This window comes from Psychrobacter sp. APC 3281 (assembly GCF_030407815.1).
In the GTDB taxonomy this organism is placed as follows: domain Bacteria; phylum Pseudomonadota; class Gammaproteobacteria; order Pseudomonadales; family Moraxellaceae; genus Psychrobacter.
In genome coordinates, this window is record NZ_JASDCS010000006.1 from 98,551 (window position 1) to 113,911 (window position 15,361).

13 protein-coding genes are annotated in these 15,361 nt (G+C 43.9%); 5 read left to right on the forward strand and 8 right to left on the reverse strand.

The features are described 5' to 3' along the window. Positions 1–434: 434 nt before the first annotated feature. The 4 genes from QL886_RS05965 to potA form a co-directional block, all read right to left on the reverse strand. The gene (locus tag QL886_RS05965; protein WP_290177981.1) at positions 435–1,325 is read right to left on the reverse strand and encodes a LysR family transcriptional regulator; all 891 of its coding nucleotides are present in this window, start codon (positions 1,323–1,325) and stop codon (positions 435–437) included. Positions 1,326–1,440: 115 nt separating this feature from the next. Then, entirely contained in the window at positions 1,441–2,247 is an 807-nt protein-coding gene (gene potC / locus QL886_RS05970; protein ID WP_290177982.1) for a spermidine/putrescine ABC transporter permease PotC, read from the reverse strand. Then, positions 2,247–3,125, reverse strand: coding sequence for a spermidine/putrescine ABC transporter permease PotB (gene potB, locus QL886_RS05975; protein WP_290177983.1), 879 nt, complete (start codon positions 3,123–3,125; stop codon positions 2,247–2,249). Before potB ends, potC begins: the two co-directional genes overlap by 1 nt. After that, positions 3,125–4,366: a spermidine/putrescine ABC transporter ATP-binding protein PotA gene (gene potA / locus QL886_RS05980; protein WP_290177984.1), complete on the reverse strand. Its 1,242-nt coding sequence runs from the start codon at positions 4,364–4,366 to the stop codon at positions 3,125–3,127. The genes potB and potA overlap by 1 nt, the downstream gene beginning before the upstream one ends. Positions 4,367–4,767: 401 nt before the next feature. Between potA and QL886_RS05985 the strand changes: the two genes are divergently transcribed. From QL886_RS05985 to QL886_RS05995, 3 genes are all read left to right on the forward strand, one after another. Continuing rightward, entirely contained in the window at positions 4,768–5,406 is a 639-nt protein-coding gene (locus QL886_RS05985) for a carbonic anhydrase (RefSeq protein WP_057758161.1), read from the forward strand. Between the two features lie 152 nt (positions 5,407–5,558). After that, positions 5,559–6,116 carry a lactoylglutathione lyase gene (gene gloA, locus QL886_RS05990; RefSeq protein ID WP_290177985.1) on the forward strand — a complete coding sequence of 186 codons (558 nt, stop codon included), beginning with the start codon at positions 5,559–5,561 and terminating at the stop codon, positions 6,114–6,116. A 72-nt stretch (positions 6,117–6,188) separates the two neighbouring features. Beyond that, positions 6,189–7,166: a mechanosensitive ion channel domain-containing protein gene (locus tag QL886_RS05995; RefSeq protein ID WP_290177986.1), complete on the forward strand. Its 978-nt coding sequence runs from the start codon at positions 6,189–6,191 to the stop codon at positions 7,164–7,166. Positions 7,167–7,295: 129 nt separating this feature from the next. Here the strand turns inward: QL886_RS05995 and QL886_RS06000 are convergent, their stop codons facing one another. The 3 genes from QL886_RS06000 to ribA form a co-directional block, all read right to left on the reverse strand. After that, a complete protein-coding gene (locus QL886_RS06000; protein WP_057758167.1) occupies positions 7,296–7,772 on the reverse strand; it encodes a cytochrome c in 477 nt (158 codons plus the stop codon). Between the two features lie 359 nt (positions 7,773–8,131). Beyond that, on the reverse strand, positions 8,132–9,091 hold the full coding sequence (gene hemF / locus QL886_RS06005) for an oxygen-dependent coproporphyrinogen oxidase (protein ID WP_290178131.1): 960 nt from the start codon (positions 9,089–9,091) through the stop codon (positions 8,132–8,134). Positions 9,092–9,149: 58 nt separating this feature from the next. Continuing rightward, positions 9,150–9,878, reverse strand: coding sequence for a GTP cyclohydrolase II (ribA, locus tag QL886_RS06010; protein ID WP_290177987.1), 729 nt, complete (start codon positions 9,876–9,878; stop codon positions 9,150–9,152). A 633-nt stretch (positions 9,879–10,511) separates the two neighbouring features. Between ribA and dxs the strand changes: the two genes are divergently transcribed. Further along, positions 10,512–12,584 (forward strand): 1-deoxy-D-xylulose-5-phosphate synthase, encoded by a 2,073-nt coding sequence (gene dxs, locus QL886_RS06015; protein ID WP_290177988.1) that lies wholly within the window; start codon positions 10,512–10,514, stop codon positions 12,582–12,584. 355 nt (positions 12,585–12,939) lie between these two features. Next, positions 12,940–13,767 carry an inositol monophosphatase family protein gene (locus QL886_RS06020; RefSeq protein ID WP_057758174.1) on the forward strand — a complete coding sequence of 276 codons (828 nt, stop codon included), beginning with the start codon at positions 12,940–12,942 and terminating at the stop codon, positions 13,765–13,767. 84 nt (positions 13,768–13,851) lie between these two features. Here the strand turns inward: QL886_RS06020 and QL886_RS06025 are convergent, their stop codons facing one another. After that, positions 13,852–15,291, reverse strand: a complete 1,440-nt coding sequence (locus QL886_RS06025; protein WP_290177989.1) for a wax ester/triacylglycerol synthase family O-acyltransferase — start codon at positions 15,289–15,291, stop codon at positions 13,852–13,854. Positions 15,292–15,361 lie beyond the last annotated feature (70 nt).

The following is a 15,361-nucleotide window of genomic DNA, read 5'->3' on the forward strand; positions in this document are numbered from 1 at the left end:
AGAACGGCACACCGTCGCCATGATATTGAACGTCAAAACAGACATAAAAAGCCTTAGCTAGGCTTTGAGAGATGAAAATGAAAAAAAGTAGCAAGATAATTCTATTTTCCTTGATAGCTGTGCTATTTTTAGCTCTTGGTGTTGGGCTATATGTTCTTTATCAAGGCTATCTAGTGATTTTACATTCTGTCTAGTAAGTAGCTTTAAGGATAATAAAAGAATGAATCAAGTCAAAAAACCTTCGAGTTAATCACAATAATTACATTCATAAGTACATTGACAGCGACCATCAATATATAAAAAATTTAATATCAATAACTTAGGTTCCGTGTTCAAGTCCTCACTAGGGAACCGTCATGTACCATAGCGCTCGTCATAATGTCAGAGAGCGAACAATATTTCTTAACTGGAATAATTTAGTAAATAGTGAAATATTACACCGGCTTCACTATTCCTTGTAGCAAACTCGCAAACCCCTGCATATATGCCGTCTCTTGACTTGAGGTACGTGTCGCTGCATACAGCTGACAGCGAACGCCGTCGCCAAGTGGCCGTGAGACGACCCAGCCTTTTTTCTCATATTCAGCAACCACCCAATCGGGCAATGCTGCTACGCCGCGCTCACTAGCAACCAACTGAATCAGCATCGCGGTCAGCTCTGTCGTACGAACACTCTTAAAGCTTACTTGTGCTGGCGTCATAAAATTAGCAATGATGTCGAGACGTTTGGCCTCTACTGGATAGGCAATTAATGTCTCGTTAATCAAATTATTGGGGTCAATAAATTTTTGAGTAGCTAAATCATGCGTTGGTGAAAGTACCAAACGACTCTCATATTCAAACAATGGCTGATAGCTGATACCGTCGAGCGGTAAATCACTGGTAGTGATAAGCAGATCAATATCACCTTCCATAAGTAGATGATGCGGCTCAGGCTCAAACCCTGTGGCAAAGTCCAGCTCGACATCCGACCATTCACGGCGATAGTGGTTCAGTATTGGCATGAGCCAATCAAAGCAGCTGTGGCACTCTGATGCTAGGCGTAATCTACCTGCTTGACCGTGCGCTAAGCGTTTAAGATTAGATTTGGTACGAGTAACTTGCGGTAGGATATTGTCTGCTAACGCCAGTACTGCTTTACCTGCAGGCGTAAAACTAAGCGGGCGCGTTCGGCGATTGACTAAGCTAATGTCGTAATAGTTCTCAAGCTCTTTTAATTGATGCGAAACGGCCGAGGCAGTAACGTGTAGCTCATCTGCCGCTGCTGCAAGTGAACCATGCGCTCGTAGCGCGGTTAACGTATTAAGATGACGTAGCTCAAGCATAATATAACCTAACCGCTAAGGTGAGAAAAATTCATTATAGTCAATATAGCGCTGACTTTCACTCATAGTCCATTATTAATAAGCAGTTCATAAGCAATTAGTCAGTAATCAACATCTAGCGCTTGCGTAATAGCAACTGTGAGATAACGACCAATACTAGTGAAGCAACCAGCAATAACGTACCAATGGCGTTGACTTCTGGCTTGAGTCCTACGCGTACCATAGAATAAATGCGTAGCGGTAAAATCTCATAGCTAGGCCCTGTGACAAAGGTCGACACCACTACATCATCTAGCGATAAAGTGAAAGCTAGCAACCAACCTGCCATGACGGCTGGCAAAATAACGGGAATCAATACGGTGCGCACCATGGTTGATTCGTTAGCACCCAAGTCGCGTGCCGCTTCCATCAATCGCTCATCTAAACTGCTTAATCGTGCAAAGACGGTAATCACAACAAAAGGCAGGCAAAAAGTAATGTGTGCCAATAGCAGTGAGACGAAGCCCAATTGCAAACCAATCAATAGAAACAGTGCTAGCAATGAAATAGCCAATACAATCTCAGGCGACATCATCAGGACAAATAGCAATCCATTTAATAAGCCTTTACCACGAAAATTATAACGGTGTAACGCCAACGCTGTAAGCGTGCCTATCAAAGTCGAGACAGTGGCCGCCACCAATCCTAAGACAATAGAGTGCCAAAACGCATCGAGCATTGCTTGGTTATTGAATAGTGATTCATACCACTTTAAGCTAAAGCCGCCCCAGTTGTAGCCAATTTTCGACTCATTAAAGGACATTACCACCAAGACAATAATAGGTAGGTACAACAGGGTATAAATCAGTCCGAGATAGCCTTTGGCAGCGATACTGCCAAGCTTGAGCGTACGAATTTTTTTATTCGGTGAGCTATAAGACATTAGGCCACCTCGTTAAAGTCAGTCTTGCCAATGCGGCGGCTACTGGCACGGTAGGCAAGTAATAATACCGCCATCGCTAGTGTTAACAAAACGCTAGCTGCCGCACCAAAGGGCCAGTCACGCGCATCCAGAAATTGGTTTTTAATGATATTACCGACCAGTAAATTACGCGAACCACCCAAGATATCTGCTACATAAAACATGCCCATTGCAGGCAATAGCACGAGCAGTACACCAGAAATAATCCCTGGTGTCGTTAATGGCAATACCACATGCCAAAAGGTTTGTGTTCTGGATGCGCCCAAATCTTGCGAGGCCAATAGCATATCATTGCGTAAGTCGGTAAATACTGCATATAGCGGTAGCACCATAAACGGAAATAACAAGTAGGTTAAACCTGCAATCACCGCACCTTGCGTATATAAAATATCGATTGGCGTATCGATTACGCCGATGGCTAATAGCGATTTGTTAATCAAACCATTGTTAGCAAAGAGCAGCTTTAATGCATACGTTCGTACCAAAGAATTGGTCCAAAATGGCAGTATCAGTAGTAGCATCAGTAATGGCTGCCAACGTACTTTTGCTTTGGATATTAGCCATGCAAAAGGGTAGCCCAGCAGCAAGCAGATAACCGTTGTGATACCTGCCATCCATAATGAGTGGACAAATACCTCAAAATACAACGGATCAATCATCCGTACATAGCTGTCGATGCTGACAGGTAAGCTGATAAACGCACTGCTATCACGAGTCAAAAAACTGACAGCGATGACCAAGATATTTGGCAACAGCGCAAATATCAGTAGCCAACCCCAGATTAACCAAAGTGTAGCGGTACGAAATGGACTTTTACTGCTTAAGTGGTTGCGGGCCATCAGCTACCATCCTTTTGTGCAGTTATGTCTGGTACAGTTTCAGAGTCTTCTGGCAATACCCATTCCCAGCCATCTACCCATGAGACTTTGACTTCCTCGTTTAGTTTGTAATCAAAGCTCGGGTCATCCTCATCAAAAAACTCAGAGGCTTTAATGATATGACCATTTGCCAGTTCGATAATTGAGTCTAAGGTGCTGCCTTTATAGTTACTTTCGATGACACGGCCTAACAGTCCGCTATGCTCGTTATCCTTTGGATCATATATTCGTAAGTCTTCGGGGCGAAGTAGTAAATTGACGATATCACCCACTTGCACGTCATTGGCAAAATTGGGACGACGTAAGTTGCGTAAGGTGGTCGGCCCTTCTTGCGCTTGCGCTTCACAGACTTCGACCTCGATACGTCCGTTGGTCACTTTGCCATCGCGATCGGGCTGGTCTGGATGGACACCTTTGACTTCAGCTCTGAACAGATTGGTTTCGCCGATGAATTTGGCAGTAAACAAATTGGCAGGGGTTTCATAAATCTCGATAGGCGTACCGATTTGCTGGAACGTGCCATCTTTCATTACGGCAATACGGTCTGACATCGACAGCGCTTCTTCTTGGTCATGGGTCACGAAGACAAAGGTAATGCCTAGCTCACGTTGCAGACGCTTAAGCTCGGACTGCATTTGCAGGCGCAGTTTATGATCGAGTGCGGATAACGGTTCATCAAGCAATAGCAGTTTAGGGCGGTTAATCACCGCGCGTGCAATGGCAACTCGCTGCTGCTGACCACCAGACAAATCTTGCGGCTTGCGGTTGGCCAAATGCTCTAGCTGTACCATCGCTAGCATCTCGCTAACACGTCTTTGGATTTCATCTTTTGGTACTTTTTTTAGCTTTAGGCCATAAGCCACGTTTTGGGCGACGCTCATATGAGGGAACAATGCATATTGCTGAAATACGGTATTGACCGGACGTTTATCAGCGGATAAGCCTGCCATCTGTACGCCATCCAAATATATCGCCCCAGCGTTCGGCTGCTCAAAGCCTGCAATCAAGCGTAGTAATGTCGTCTTACCGCAGCCTGATGGCCCAAGCAGTGTCAAAAACTCACCATGCTTGATATCAAGGTTGATGTCTTTTAGGACTTCGGTTTGATCATAAGTTTTTTTTAGACCAGTCAGTTGCAGCAGCACCTGATCATCATGAGGTGACGCAGAGGTGTTATGCGTATTTTGAGATAAATCGGTCATAATATCTATTCCTAAGCGTCCAATAGCTATATGCAGCTGGCTGTCATTATAGGGATTGGCATGAGCGTAAGCATGTTCGGATTGCTGCCTGAATGCTGCCTGAGTGCTGCGTATTATAACAAACCCTTAATATAAGTCAGTGCAAGTTCGTTATAAGTTACGCGAGTCATACTATCGTAGCAGCGATATATACAGCTATATTTTTAAATATGACTACATTCACCTAGCGATATTTAGACAAATTTTTTTACCGTTTTTGGGTTTTTATTCCTATACAATCACGTTATGGCTGACAAACATAACTAGCCTGATAGTTTGGCGATAAATAGCCAATCTGTGCTTGAATACATGTATGCAAAACAGCTTATAACTCTAATATTATTGATGATAAAGGATCTCTCATGCCTACCGATATACGTCCAACCACAGGTCAAGAAGCACTTGAGCTTTTAAAAGCAGGTAATGCACGCTACGTTGATAGCCTCACCAGTACCGATGAGTATATGCAGCGCCGTCCAGAGTTGGTCAAGGATCAAAATCCATTGGCCATTATTTTGGGTTGCTCGGATGCACGAGTACCCGTTGAGATTGTCTTTGATCAGGGTTTGGGAGATTTGTTCGTTATACGAGTCGCAGGTAATGTGGTTGCACCATCGCAGATTGGTTCAATCGAGTTTGCAGCCGAAGCCTTTGGTACGCAACTGGTGGTGGTACTTGGACACTCGAAGTGCGGTGCTGTCACGGCTTGCGTTGAGACGTTGATTAACCCTGAGCAGAACTATTCACCTAACTTGCAATCTATCGTTGATCGTATTCGCCCAAGCGTTTATAACTTACACGAATTGGCAACTGCCAATGGTCAAGACGTCGATGCAGACGAGCTGGTCGACCGCTCTATCCGCGCTAACGTACGTATGTCAGTCAGTCAGCTAAAGCATGGCTCACGTGCATTAGAGGACTTAACCAATAGTGGTCAGCTATTGGTAGTCGGCGCTGAATATGATCTAGAGACCGGAAAGGTACGATTCTTAGACAGCTAATATATCTAAATATGAACATATTTTGTTCATATCCTTACAAAACCCTATCAATTATTTTGCCAATTTTTATTATGATGAGAGACAGCAGTGAATCATGACAGTCGTGATTCGCTTATTTATAACACTCTTTTTTGAATAACCTTAGGATAACTATGTCTACTAACGATAATAATTCGACCATCGCACAGCCTGTGAGCAGTATCAGTGTAGATGGCGTCAAGTCAATCTCTACGCAAACGACAGGTTTTACGTTTAATCACACCATGCTCCGCGTCAAAGATCCTGTTAAATCACTAGAGTTTTACACTGGTGTCTTGGGCATGACCTTGCTTGCCGTTAAGAAGTTCCCTAACATGGGATTCGATTTATATTTCTTGGCTAAATTGACCGAGAGCGAGCGCGAAAACTTGCCAACTGGCGATGACTTAGAAATCTTTGCTTTCCGTCAACGTGGTATCTTGGAGTTGACACACAACTACGGCACCGAGACAAAAGCTGACTTTAGCTATCATGATGGCAATCAAGATCCACAAGGTTTTGGTCATATTTGTTTTAGCGTTCCAAGCTTGGATGAAGCGGTTGCTTGGTTTGATAAAAACAACGTCGAATTCAAAAAGCGTCCAGAAGATGGCAGCATGAAAAACATTGCTTTTATCAAAGATGTGGACGGCTACTGGATCGAAATCGTACAGGCCGATTTGATGGGCTAATTGTCAGAACGACAGCACCTATTAAGATAAGTGCGCTAATAGAAATGAATAGAATAAAGGAGTATCACCCAGATGCCTACCTCTGAGGCAGAAACGACACTGAGTGCTGAGACAGCTGCGCAGTCTACGACAACGGATGGATTGACCTATCAAAGCATCCTTGGTTCGGCAAATGAGATATGGGTTGGCTTTGTTGAACGCATCCCATATTTTGTCGCATCAATTATCGTTATCCTAATTTTTTGGTTCTTATCGATTGTCTTCAAAAAAATTGTTCACAAATTATTAGGTAGCCGTAGTCGGCATCAGAACTTGGTCAAAGTGTTTCAGCGAGTAGGTGGGGCGCTTATTTTCTTTATTGGTTTTATGATAGCGATGGTTATTGCGGTGCCGGGGTTCACTCCTGCTAAGTTGATTGGCGCGCTCGGTATTGGTTCCGTTGCTATCGGTTTTGCTTTTAAGGATATCTTTCAAAACTTGCTTTCTGGTATCTTGCTCCTGATTTCAGAGCCGTTTCGTATCGGCGATCAGATTGTCTCAGGCGACTATGAAGGAACGGTCGAAGATATCAAAATCCGTGCAACCACCATCAAGACTTATGATGGCAGGCAAGTGGTGATTCCAAATTCAGATCTTTATACTTCAGCATTGACCGTCAATACCGCTTACAAGCAGCGCCGTCTGCAAGTCGCAGTTGGTATTGGTTATGAAGATGATATTGAAGCGGCCAAAGCTGAGATTATAAAAGCATTAGATAAGATAGAAAGCGTCTCGAAGAAAGCAACGCCAAGCGTGATTGCTACTGGTTTTGGTGGTTCGTCCATTGATCTAATGGTACGCTGGTTTATCGAAGATGGTACGCAAGCCAATAAGGTTGCCTCGATTCATCAAGTAATTGTAGGTATCAAAAACTCGTTGGATGCAGCGGGCGTAAACATTCCATTCCCAATACGTACGATCGATTTGAGTGACCCTTCAGTAAGTGCAATCGTTAATAAAATGAACGAGCAGCAAGACGTTATGGACGTGAATAAAACAGTGGCAGAGTAGCACGCTCGGTGAAATATTCATTTAGTGTTAAAACTTTGATTTCTACAATGTTTAGTAAACTAAAAAACCGCCACATTAATTGATATGGCGGTTTTTTTATACGTGTCTACTTGCTATCAATATAGAGACTTATTCGTCTTTTGCTCTAAAGTCGGTATGGCATGATTTACAGCTTGCACCAACTTGTCCAAAGGCAGGTTTAACATCGTCCATGCTAGTGGCGTTTTGGGCGGCGGCGTTTAGCTCAGCAGTGACTTTTTGAAAGTTTTCCGCTTCAGCACTGAAGCCATCAGCATTAGACCAAACTGCTTCAGTAGCATTGCCTACCGCTTCTGGGTCTTCAAAATGACTCCAAGGCTTGGCGGCATCTTCTGCCAAGAACGCAGCTTGCTCTTTAAATACATCGGCATCAAATGTGTCAGGTGCTTTTGCCATATCACCCATGACGCCCATTGCATCGCCCCAGTTTTTCATGGTGTCTTGACGCGCTTGCACGTCAGGGTTAGATCCTGTTGAGGTGCTACAGGCCGTTAGACCCAGTGCAGCCGCCATCAAGGTAACGCTAAACAGAGATTTGAAAGATTTGTTGGTATGAACCTGTGCCATATGACTTACTCCTTTAAACTTGGCTAATAGTAAGCGCGATTACAAACGCTCGCTTTGTCGTAAAATATAGTTATACAAAATACTGCCTAAAATTCTTTTGAGCACAGTTGCTAATAAAGAACGTCTTCTATTGTAAAGGTTATCTGCGCGATGGGAATTATATAGTTGTTATATCCTCGTAATATTTTAAATAAGCATAACTTAACTTGGTTGTTACTGCTTATAGTTGGTTGCAGTGATTTTATGGTAGCTACACAACGTATTCTTTACGATAACAACGTGAGAATGGCTAGTTTGGATGGTACTGACAATAAAAAAGGCCAGCGAATAGTAGCTGACCTTTTTAATATTTACGAAAACTACAGTGCTAACCAATCACGCGGTTTTAGATAATAATCGGTCAACTCAAATTCAGGCGTTCCTTCAGCAGGCTCAAAACGATAATGCCAGCTGGCAAGTGGCGGCATACTGACTAGAATTGACTCGATACGTCCGTTGCTCTGTAGCCCAAATAGCGTTCCGCGATCGTAGACCAGATTGTATTCAACATAGCGACCACGGCGATAGAGCTGAAACTCGCGCTGCGCTTCAGTATAAGGCGTATTTTTACGTTGTTCAAAAATCGGCATGATACCGTCAAGATAACCGTTGCCCACGGCTTTCATAAAGTTAAAGCAAGTCTCGAAGTCCCAGCCACGACTTTCAGTACTGACGTCATCATAAAACAAGCCGCCAATGCCGCGCTGCTCATCACGATGGCGTAGATGGAAATACTCATCACACCACTGTTTGAAATCAGCGTAAATATTGTCCCCAAAAGGCGCACACAAGTCATGACAAACTTGATGCCAGTGTACACAATCAGCGAGTACTGGATAGAATGGCGTTAAGTCAAAACCACCGCCAAACCACCAGATAGGTGCTTCGCCTTCCGCTTCTGCTACGAATAAACGCACATTGGCATGGCTCGTAGGCACGTTTGGATTTCTGGGATGGACAACCAGTGATACACCCATTGCTTGAGCTTTACGTCCAGCGATATTGGGGTGACGCGCAGTCGCAGAAGCAGGAAGGTTATGTACATGAATATGGCTAAACATGACGCCCGCTTTTTCGATGACCTCGCCATCTGCCAATACGCACGACCGACCGCCGCCGCCTTCAGGACGTTCCCAGTCATCAGGGACAAAGGTCGCATGCTCGTTGTTATTAGTGCTGCCGTCACGCTCTTGTGCTTCTAGCGATTCACAGATACGTGCTTGTAAATCAACCAAAAATTCGCGCACTCGCATGATGTCGTTATTGGTTGGCGTCGTCACGGACGCTACCGTTGATAAGTCTGTTTCGTTATTTGTATTTGTAATACTCATAAGATATCTATTTATTCAGGTGTATGGCGGTATTAAGGTCTGTATCGAGAGAAGCGTCTATATCAAGATTGATATTTTTATCAAACAAGTGGCCCATACGATCACGTTTGGTTGCTAGATATTCCGCATTCATATCATTGACACCGACCAACAATGGCACCCGTTCAATAACATCAATACCATGTTCAGTCAGATAAGCAACTTTGTTTGGATTGTTGGTGATGAGCCTGACAGCGTCGACCCCGATATGGGCAAGCATAGGACCACACATATCATAGATACGCGCATCAGCAGGCAAGCCTAACATTAGGTTTGCATCCAACGTATCATGTCCTTGATCTTGAAGGGCGTACGCACGAATCTTATTGGTCAAACCAATACCGCGCCCTTCTTGACGCAAATACAAAATCGCACCGCAACCCGACTCTTGGATGGCTTGCATGGCAGTATTGAGCTGTGGACCACAGTCACATTTCAATGAGCTAAATGCGTCGCCTGTCAGACATTCAGAATGAATGCGAATGAGCGGCACTTGCTTCGCTATAGATTCATCTTTTTGGTTCAATACCATGTCGTCTAAGGGTTGGCTAGCCATGACATCTGTCTGTTGATCGACCACAGTTAGACCAACGGTCAGCATGACATGCTCTTGACCTTCGCTATTTTCAAAGATATGAATATCAAACTCGCCGTGACGAGTGGGTAATTTGGCACTAGTGATAAATTGATATGACATTGCTGTCCTACATAAGCCTAAAGTCGTGGCGGTGAAAAGTATGTTGTTGCTGTTTGATATGAGCGCTGTTAGAGCCGGTTACTGTTCGAGATCACTACTGTTTTCGAAATAACTATTAGTTGAGATGAGCATGTCACCTAAACTTTACTGCTAAGATTAAGATGATACCAGTATAACCTGTTCATAAAGACAGCGTGCTCATTGTATTTTTTATAAAAACACACAAAGTTCACAGATGACGCACGATGATTAAAGCGACAATTAAAAAAAAATGCTATTATGCCATACTATTTTGACGGATACAGTGACAAGTCTTTAACCTTACATTACTATGTCGTCACTAACATCCGCTATTGATGCAAAATAATAGGGCATAATGTCACCCCTCAGTAGTCAATAGTGTAAAAGCATCAATATTTTGATATCAAAACGTTGGTATTGACGCGCAGTCTATTGTGCTAGCGTGTCTACTGTCGTAAGTAGCGCAGCTATACAAATACGAAAGTTGCATGAATAATTATATGGTCGATTACATCAATAATGATGTAGGTATTATTGACGTCTTTTGATTGTAGTCACCGCTATATTTTAAAGACACGTCTTGTCAGCAGATTGGTAGGTATCGTACAGTTTATGCAGCAGTCACCTCATTCTCCAAAGCCTCAGTCCCTATCTACATCAGTGCTGGATTCTGCTGCTCAGCTATCGAGCTTACAGCAGACCTATACTGTGATTCCACGTGTGCGTCCTCATACGCCATTGCTTGATGCAATTGATACACCCGCTGACCTCAGCACGCTTTCGGCTGCCAAGCTTATTACACTGGCTGATGAATTGCGTCTTTTTCTATTGTATTCAGCTGGTCAGAGCGGTGGGCATTTTGGTGCCAATTTAGGCGTGGTTGAGCTGACCATAGTATTGCATTATTTGTTAGAGACGCCGCAAGACCAAATCGTCTGGGACGTGGGTCATCAAGCCTATGCTCATAAAGTACTGACCGGTCGCCGTGAGCAGCTAGGTACTATCAGGTCTAAAGATGGTCTGACGGCGTTTCCTGAGCGCGCAGAGTCTGTCTACGATACATTTGGCGTAGGGCATTCATCGACCTCTATCTCAGCTGGTCTGGGCATGAGCCTCGCACTGCGTTATCAGGGCCGCGAGCAAACGGTTGCTTGCATCATCGGCGATGGTGCGATGACAGGCGGCATGGCATTTGAGGCCATGAATGACGCAGTACAGCAAGACGCTGATTTGCTAGTTATCCTAAACGACAATGATATGTCGATATCTTGCTCTATTGGTGGATTTTCACGGCATTTGGCCATGCTTTGGGAGTCAGGTTATCAAGTTGATATCTCTGAGTCAGGTGAGCCAGTACTCTGCCACCGCCCTGATATGCAGGCGTTCGATCGCCGCAAGCGTCATAAAGAGATGCGCGATGTTCCACAGTTAGAAGACAACTTATTCAAAGCGATTGGTTTTACTTATTTTGGTCCATTTGATGGGCATAATATCCCTGAGCTACTGCGCGTATTGTCACTGGCGAAGCAAGTAAAAGGCCCAGTATTGGTACATATTTATACCACTAAGGGTAAAGGCTTTGCGCCAGCAGAATTAGATCCTGTGGGCTATCACGCAATCAGTAAGTTGCCAGTCGAAAATCATAAAGCGCATGAAGCGTCTAAAGCTGACTCTGTAGAGCAGCTAAAAAATCAACCAAGTACAAAGCCAGCGTTAAAATATTCGCAAGTGTTTGGCCAGTTCTTATGTGATAAAGCGGCCGAAGACGATAAGCTACTAGCTGTCACCCCTGCCATGGAAGAAGGCTCAGGGATGACGGACTTTGCTCGTCATTTTCCAGAGCGCTTCTTTGATGTGGCCATCGCTGAGCAACATGCTGTCACACTAGCGGCTGGGATGGCAACTCAAGGCGTCAAACCTATTGTCGCGATTTATTCAACGTTCTTGCAGCGTGGATATGATCAGCTGATTCATGATGTGGCTCTACAGAATCTCGATGTAATGTTTGCCATTGATCGAGCGGGCTTAGTCGGTGAAGACGGTGCCACGCATGCTGGCGTGTTTGATTTTGGATTTTTACGTTGTGTGCCTAATATGGTGATTGCAGCGCCAAAAGATGAGAACGAATGCTACCATTTGCTCAATACTTGCTATGAGTATCCAGGCTGCACGGCGGTACGTTATCCGCGTGGTACAGGCACAGGTGCTGATATTAAGCAGCCAGCCCAAAAATATGAAGTTGGTGAAGCAGTTGTAGAGTCAGTATTAGGTAAAGCTGATGCACCTTACAAATTGGCACTATTGGCCTTTGGTACGATGGTAGCAATTGCTCAGCAAGCAGCAGAAACTCTAACAAATAACGATGCAGCATTAGATTACCAGATACAGGTGGTCAATATGCGCTGGGTAAAACCGCTAGATACAGCCATGCTTGAGACGTTACTGGCGCAAGGGGTTACTCATATAGCAACCCTAGAAGAGCACATGATTATGGGCGGCGCAGGTAGTGCAGTGAATGAATATTTGCTCAACGAGTCGGCAGCCTTTAAGCAAAGTCGTCCAGCTATTGCTAATATCGGTATTCCTGATCGTTTTATCGCTCATGGCTCCCAAGCAGAACAATTGGCTGACTGTGGTTTAGATGTTGAAGGCGTAATTAAACAGCTTAAAACGCTCTTATCATAAGCAATGTTCCTAGCGTTACAATATTATTTTAAAAAATTAATGCGTTAAAAATGTGTTACTTAAAACTAACATAAGCTCTTTAAACAGAGCAAACGCCTGCTAGCCGCAGGTGCTAACTTTTTTACAACTTGCGCAGTTTAGATGATCGCCAAAGTACTGGCTTGGTCAGCGTGACGGTTTTTTCGTTTTTATCGAACAATTTTAGTATAATGCGGGTGTCTTTTATAAGTTTTCGTTTATAAGAGACACGTTTTTAATCGCATAGATGTGGTGTGATGCGGCGGCTGTTTGGCATGTTGTGGGCACAAAGTTAGTCTTATTTTTTATATTCATTCATCAAGCAAATAGGTTATTTATGGAACCCATGGTCGTCATCGCAGCGCGTACTGCTGAAAAAGTTGGTAAAGAGATTTTATATGCGCATCAAAACCGCCACAAAATCGAGTTAGATATTGAGTCTAAAGGACTTGATGGTTTGGTTACCCGCATTGATCGCTTTAGCGAAGAGCTCACTATCGAGACGTTAAAAGCCAGCTATCCTAATCATTCATTTTTGGGTGAAGAGTTCGGTATGCAAGAAGGCCGCGGCGAAGATGCTGACTGGTGCTGGATTATCGATCCACTAGATGGCACTAAGAACTTTGTCCACGGTGTACCGCAGTTCTGCGTATCTATTGCAGTACAGCATAAAGGTGTTACTCAGCATGGTGTGGTCTATGATCCTGTTCGTGATGAGATGTTCTCAGCAAGCCGCGGTAAAGGCGCGCGCTTGAACAATCGCCGTATGCAAGTGAGCGAGCGCAAAACCATTGATGGCGGTTTCTTTACGACCGGTCATCCGCTTGAGCGTAAGCGCAATGGCGAAGTAATCTCTTATGCCAAACAGCACTTTGAGAGCTTACAGAAGATATCTGAGGCAGGTGGTCAGGTACGTCGTATGGGTTCAGCTGCACTTGACTTGTGCTATGTTGCTGCTGGTCGTTTTGACGGTTATTTTGAGATGTCTATCAAGCCTTGGGACATCGCTGCGGGCGAGCTTATCGTAACTGAAGCACGCGGTGTAGTGGTTGATCATACTGGCGCGCACAACTCTATGACATCAGGCTCTATCTTCGCTTGTAATGTGAAATTGCTCAAGCCATTGATGCAAACAGTTGTACCAATCTGGGGTGACGCAATCTAAATGTTAACCTTAATGGTATTAACGTTTAGCGCCTAGATATAGTTAATATCTAGATTGAGTATGAATGAAAAAAAGCTGGTTCCATTATGGAGCCAGCTTTTTTGTTTTATTATTACCCTTATTGTCATTTTTATCTTCGACGGTAATACCTTTGAATGCTAATTCTTTACTGGTAGTTTCTAGCAGCTGCAACTCTTCTTCTATCAGCATCAGCATATCTTGTACGCGAGGTAATGCCTTGCTACAAGCGGTAATGCCAAACTCAATCTTATCTAAATAACTGGCTAAAGTGATATTCATCGCTTGACCATTAAAGACGATAGAAGCGGGGTACAGTGATTGCAAACGAGCACCATTCCAGTACAGCGGTTTTTCAGAGCCAGGTACGTTAGAGATAATCAGGTTAAATGCCTGCTTTCTAGGAAACAGTCCTGTCGCCAAATTAATGCCTTGCCACGCGTATGAGACGATACTGTAGTTAATGACCTGCGCTTGGTTCATACGGCGAAAGCGACGTTTGCCGTTATTCATACTACGGTGAATGAGTTCTATCCTGCGCAATGGATTGTCCAAATGCGTACCCAAGTTTGCTAATACAAACGACAACTGATTGCCCGAGATACTGTTGTCTGTACGCAGGGACATCGGTACAAAGGCAATCAACGGTTTGCTTGGTAGCGCATCCATTGATATTAGATAACGACGAATAGCACCTGCACAGACCGCCAGTACCACATCGTTCCTACTAATTTTGAGCCTTTCAGCGATATCGTTAAACCGTTGTATATCATAAGACTGTGCGGCTATACGCCGTGAAGCTGATATACGTTTATTCAAGATACTCATTGGGGCGTCAAAAGTACCGACGTACCCTTCATCACCGTAGTTTTTTACATTATCTAGCAGTTCTGTGAATACAGGTTTGATGGTAGATATCTGCTCTTTTATGATACCCCTGATAGATCGTTCGGCAGGTAAGATAGCGTTTACTTGGTTGCGATGGCGCGCCATCAACGACCAGACAGGCAGGGTCACTGGTTCGGTTGGCGATTGTGATAAGGATTTTTGAACCAAACGCATCGCTGCGATGCCATCAACCAAAGAGTGATGAATCTTAAAATACCACGCAAAACGTTCAGGTCCACCTTCGATTTCTGGCTGTATACCTTCGATGACATGACATTCCCACAAAGGCATGGCACGATCTAATAAACGTCCATGTTCTCTTGAGACGTACATCAATAGTTCACGTACGCGTCCAGGACTTGGTAGCGCGACATGATGCAAATGATGCTCGACATCAAAGTCTTTGTCTTTTTTCCAAAAGGCTAAATGCTCAAGTACCTGATTAAAAGGAAAGCTAGGCGGTACATCAGACTCTTGCATTTGTTTTACCAATTGATAGACAAAATCGCTATCTGCATTGTCTGGTAATTCAAATACAAACAACCCACCAACGTGCATGGGCTGTTTACGCGACTCAAGAAGTAGAAACAACTGGTCGACTGCTGTGAGAAGTCGCATAATAAATCCTTTTATGACGATAAGTGTTATGTGAAAATTATAATAAGTAGAGACTCAATCAAATAACATT

Bases quoted from the DNA above. Each gene is read 5' to 3' on its own strand.
- QL886_RS05965 (WP_290177981.1), bottom strand. From the start codon at position 1,325: ATGCTTGAGCTACGTCATCTTAATACGTTAACCGCGCTACGAGCGCAT.
- potC (WP_290177982.1), bottom strand. From the start codon at position 2,247: ATGTCTTATAGCTCACCGAATAAAAAAATTCGTACGCTCAAGCTTGGC.
- potB (WP_290177983.1), bottom strand. From the start codon at position 3,125: ATGGCCCGCAACCACTTAAGCAGTAAAAGTCCATTTCGTACCGCTACA.
- potA (WP_290177984.1), bottom strand. From the start codon at position 4,366: ATGACCGATTTATCTCAAAATACGCATAACACCTCTGCGTCACCTCAT.
- QL886_RS05985 (WP_057758161.1), top strand. From the start codon at position 4,768: ATGCCTACCGATATACGTCCAACCACAGGTCAAGAAGCACTTGAGCTT.
- gloA (WP_290177985.1), top strand. From the start codon at position 5,559: ATGTCTACTAACGATAATAATTCGACCATCGCACAGCCTGTGAGCAGT.
- QL886_RS05995 (WP_290177986.1), top strand. From the start codon at position 6,189: ATGCCTACCTCTGAGGCAGAAACGACACTGAGTGCTGAGACAGCTGCG.
- QL886_RS06000 (WP_057758167.1), bottom strand. From the start codon at position 7,772: ATGGCACAGGTTCATACCAACAAATCTTTCAAATCTCTGTTTAGCGTT.
- ribA (WP_290177987.1), bottom strand. From the start codon at position 9,878: ATGTCATATCAATTTATCACTAGTGCCAAATTACCCACTCGTCACGGC.
- dxs (WP_290177988.1), top strand. From the start codon at position 10,512: ATGCAGCAGTCACCTCATTCTCCAAAGCCTCAGTCCCTATCTACATCA.
- QL886_RS06020 (WP_057758174.1), top strand. From the start codon at position 12,940: ATGGAACCCATGGTCGTCATCGCAGCGCGTACTGCTGAAAAAGTTGGT.
- QL886_RS06025 (WP_290177989.1), bottom strand. From the start codon at position 15,291: ATGCGACTTCTCACAGCAGTCGACCAGTTGTTTCTACTTCTTGAGTCG.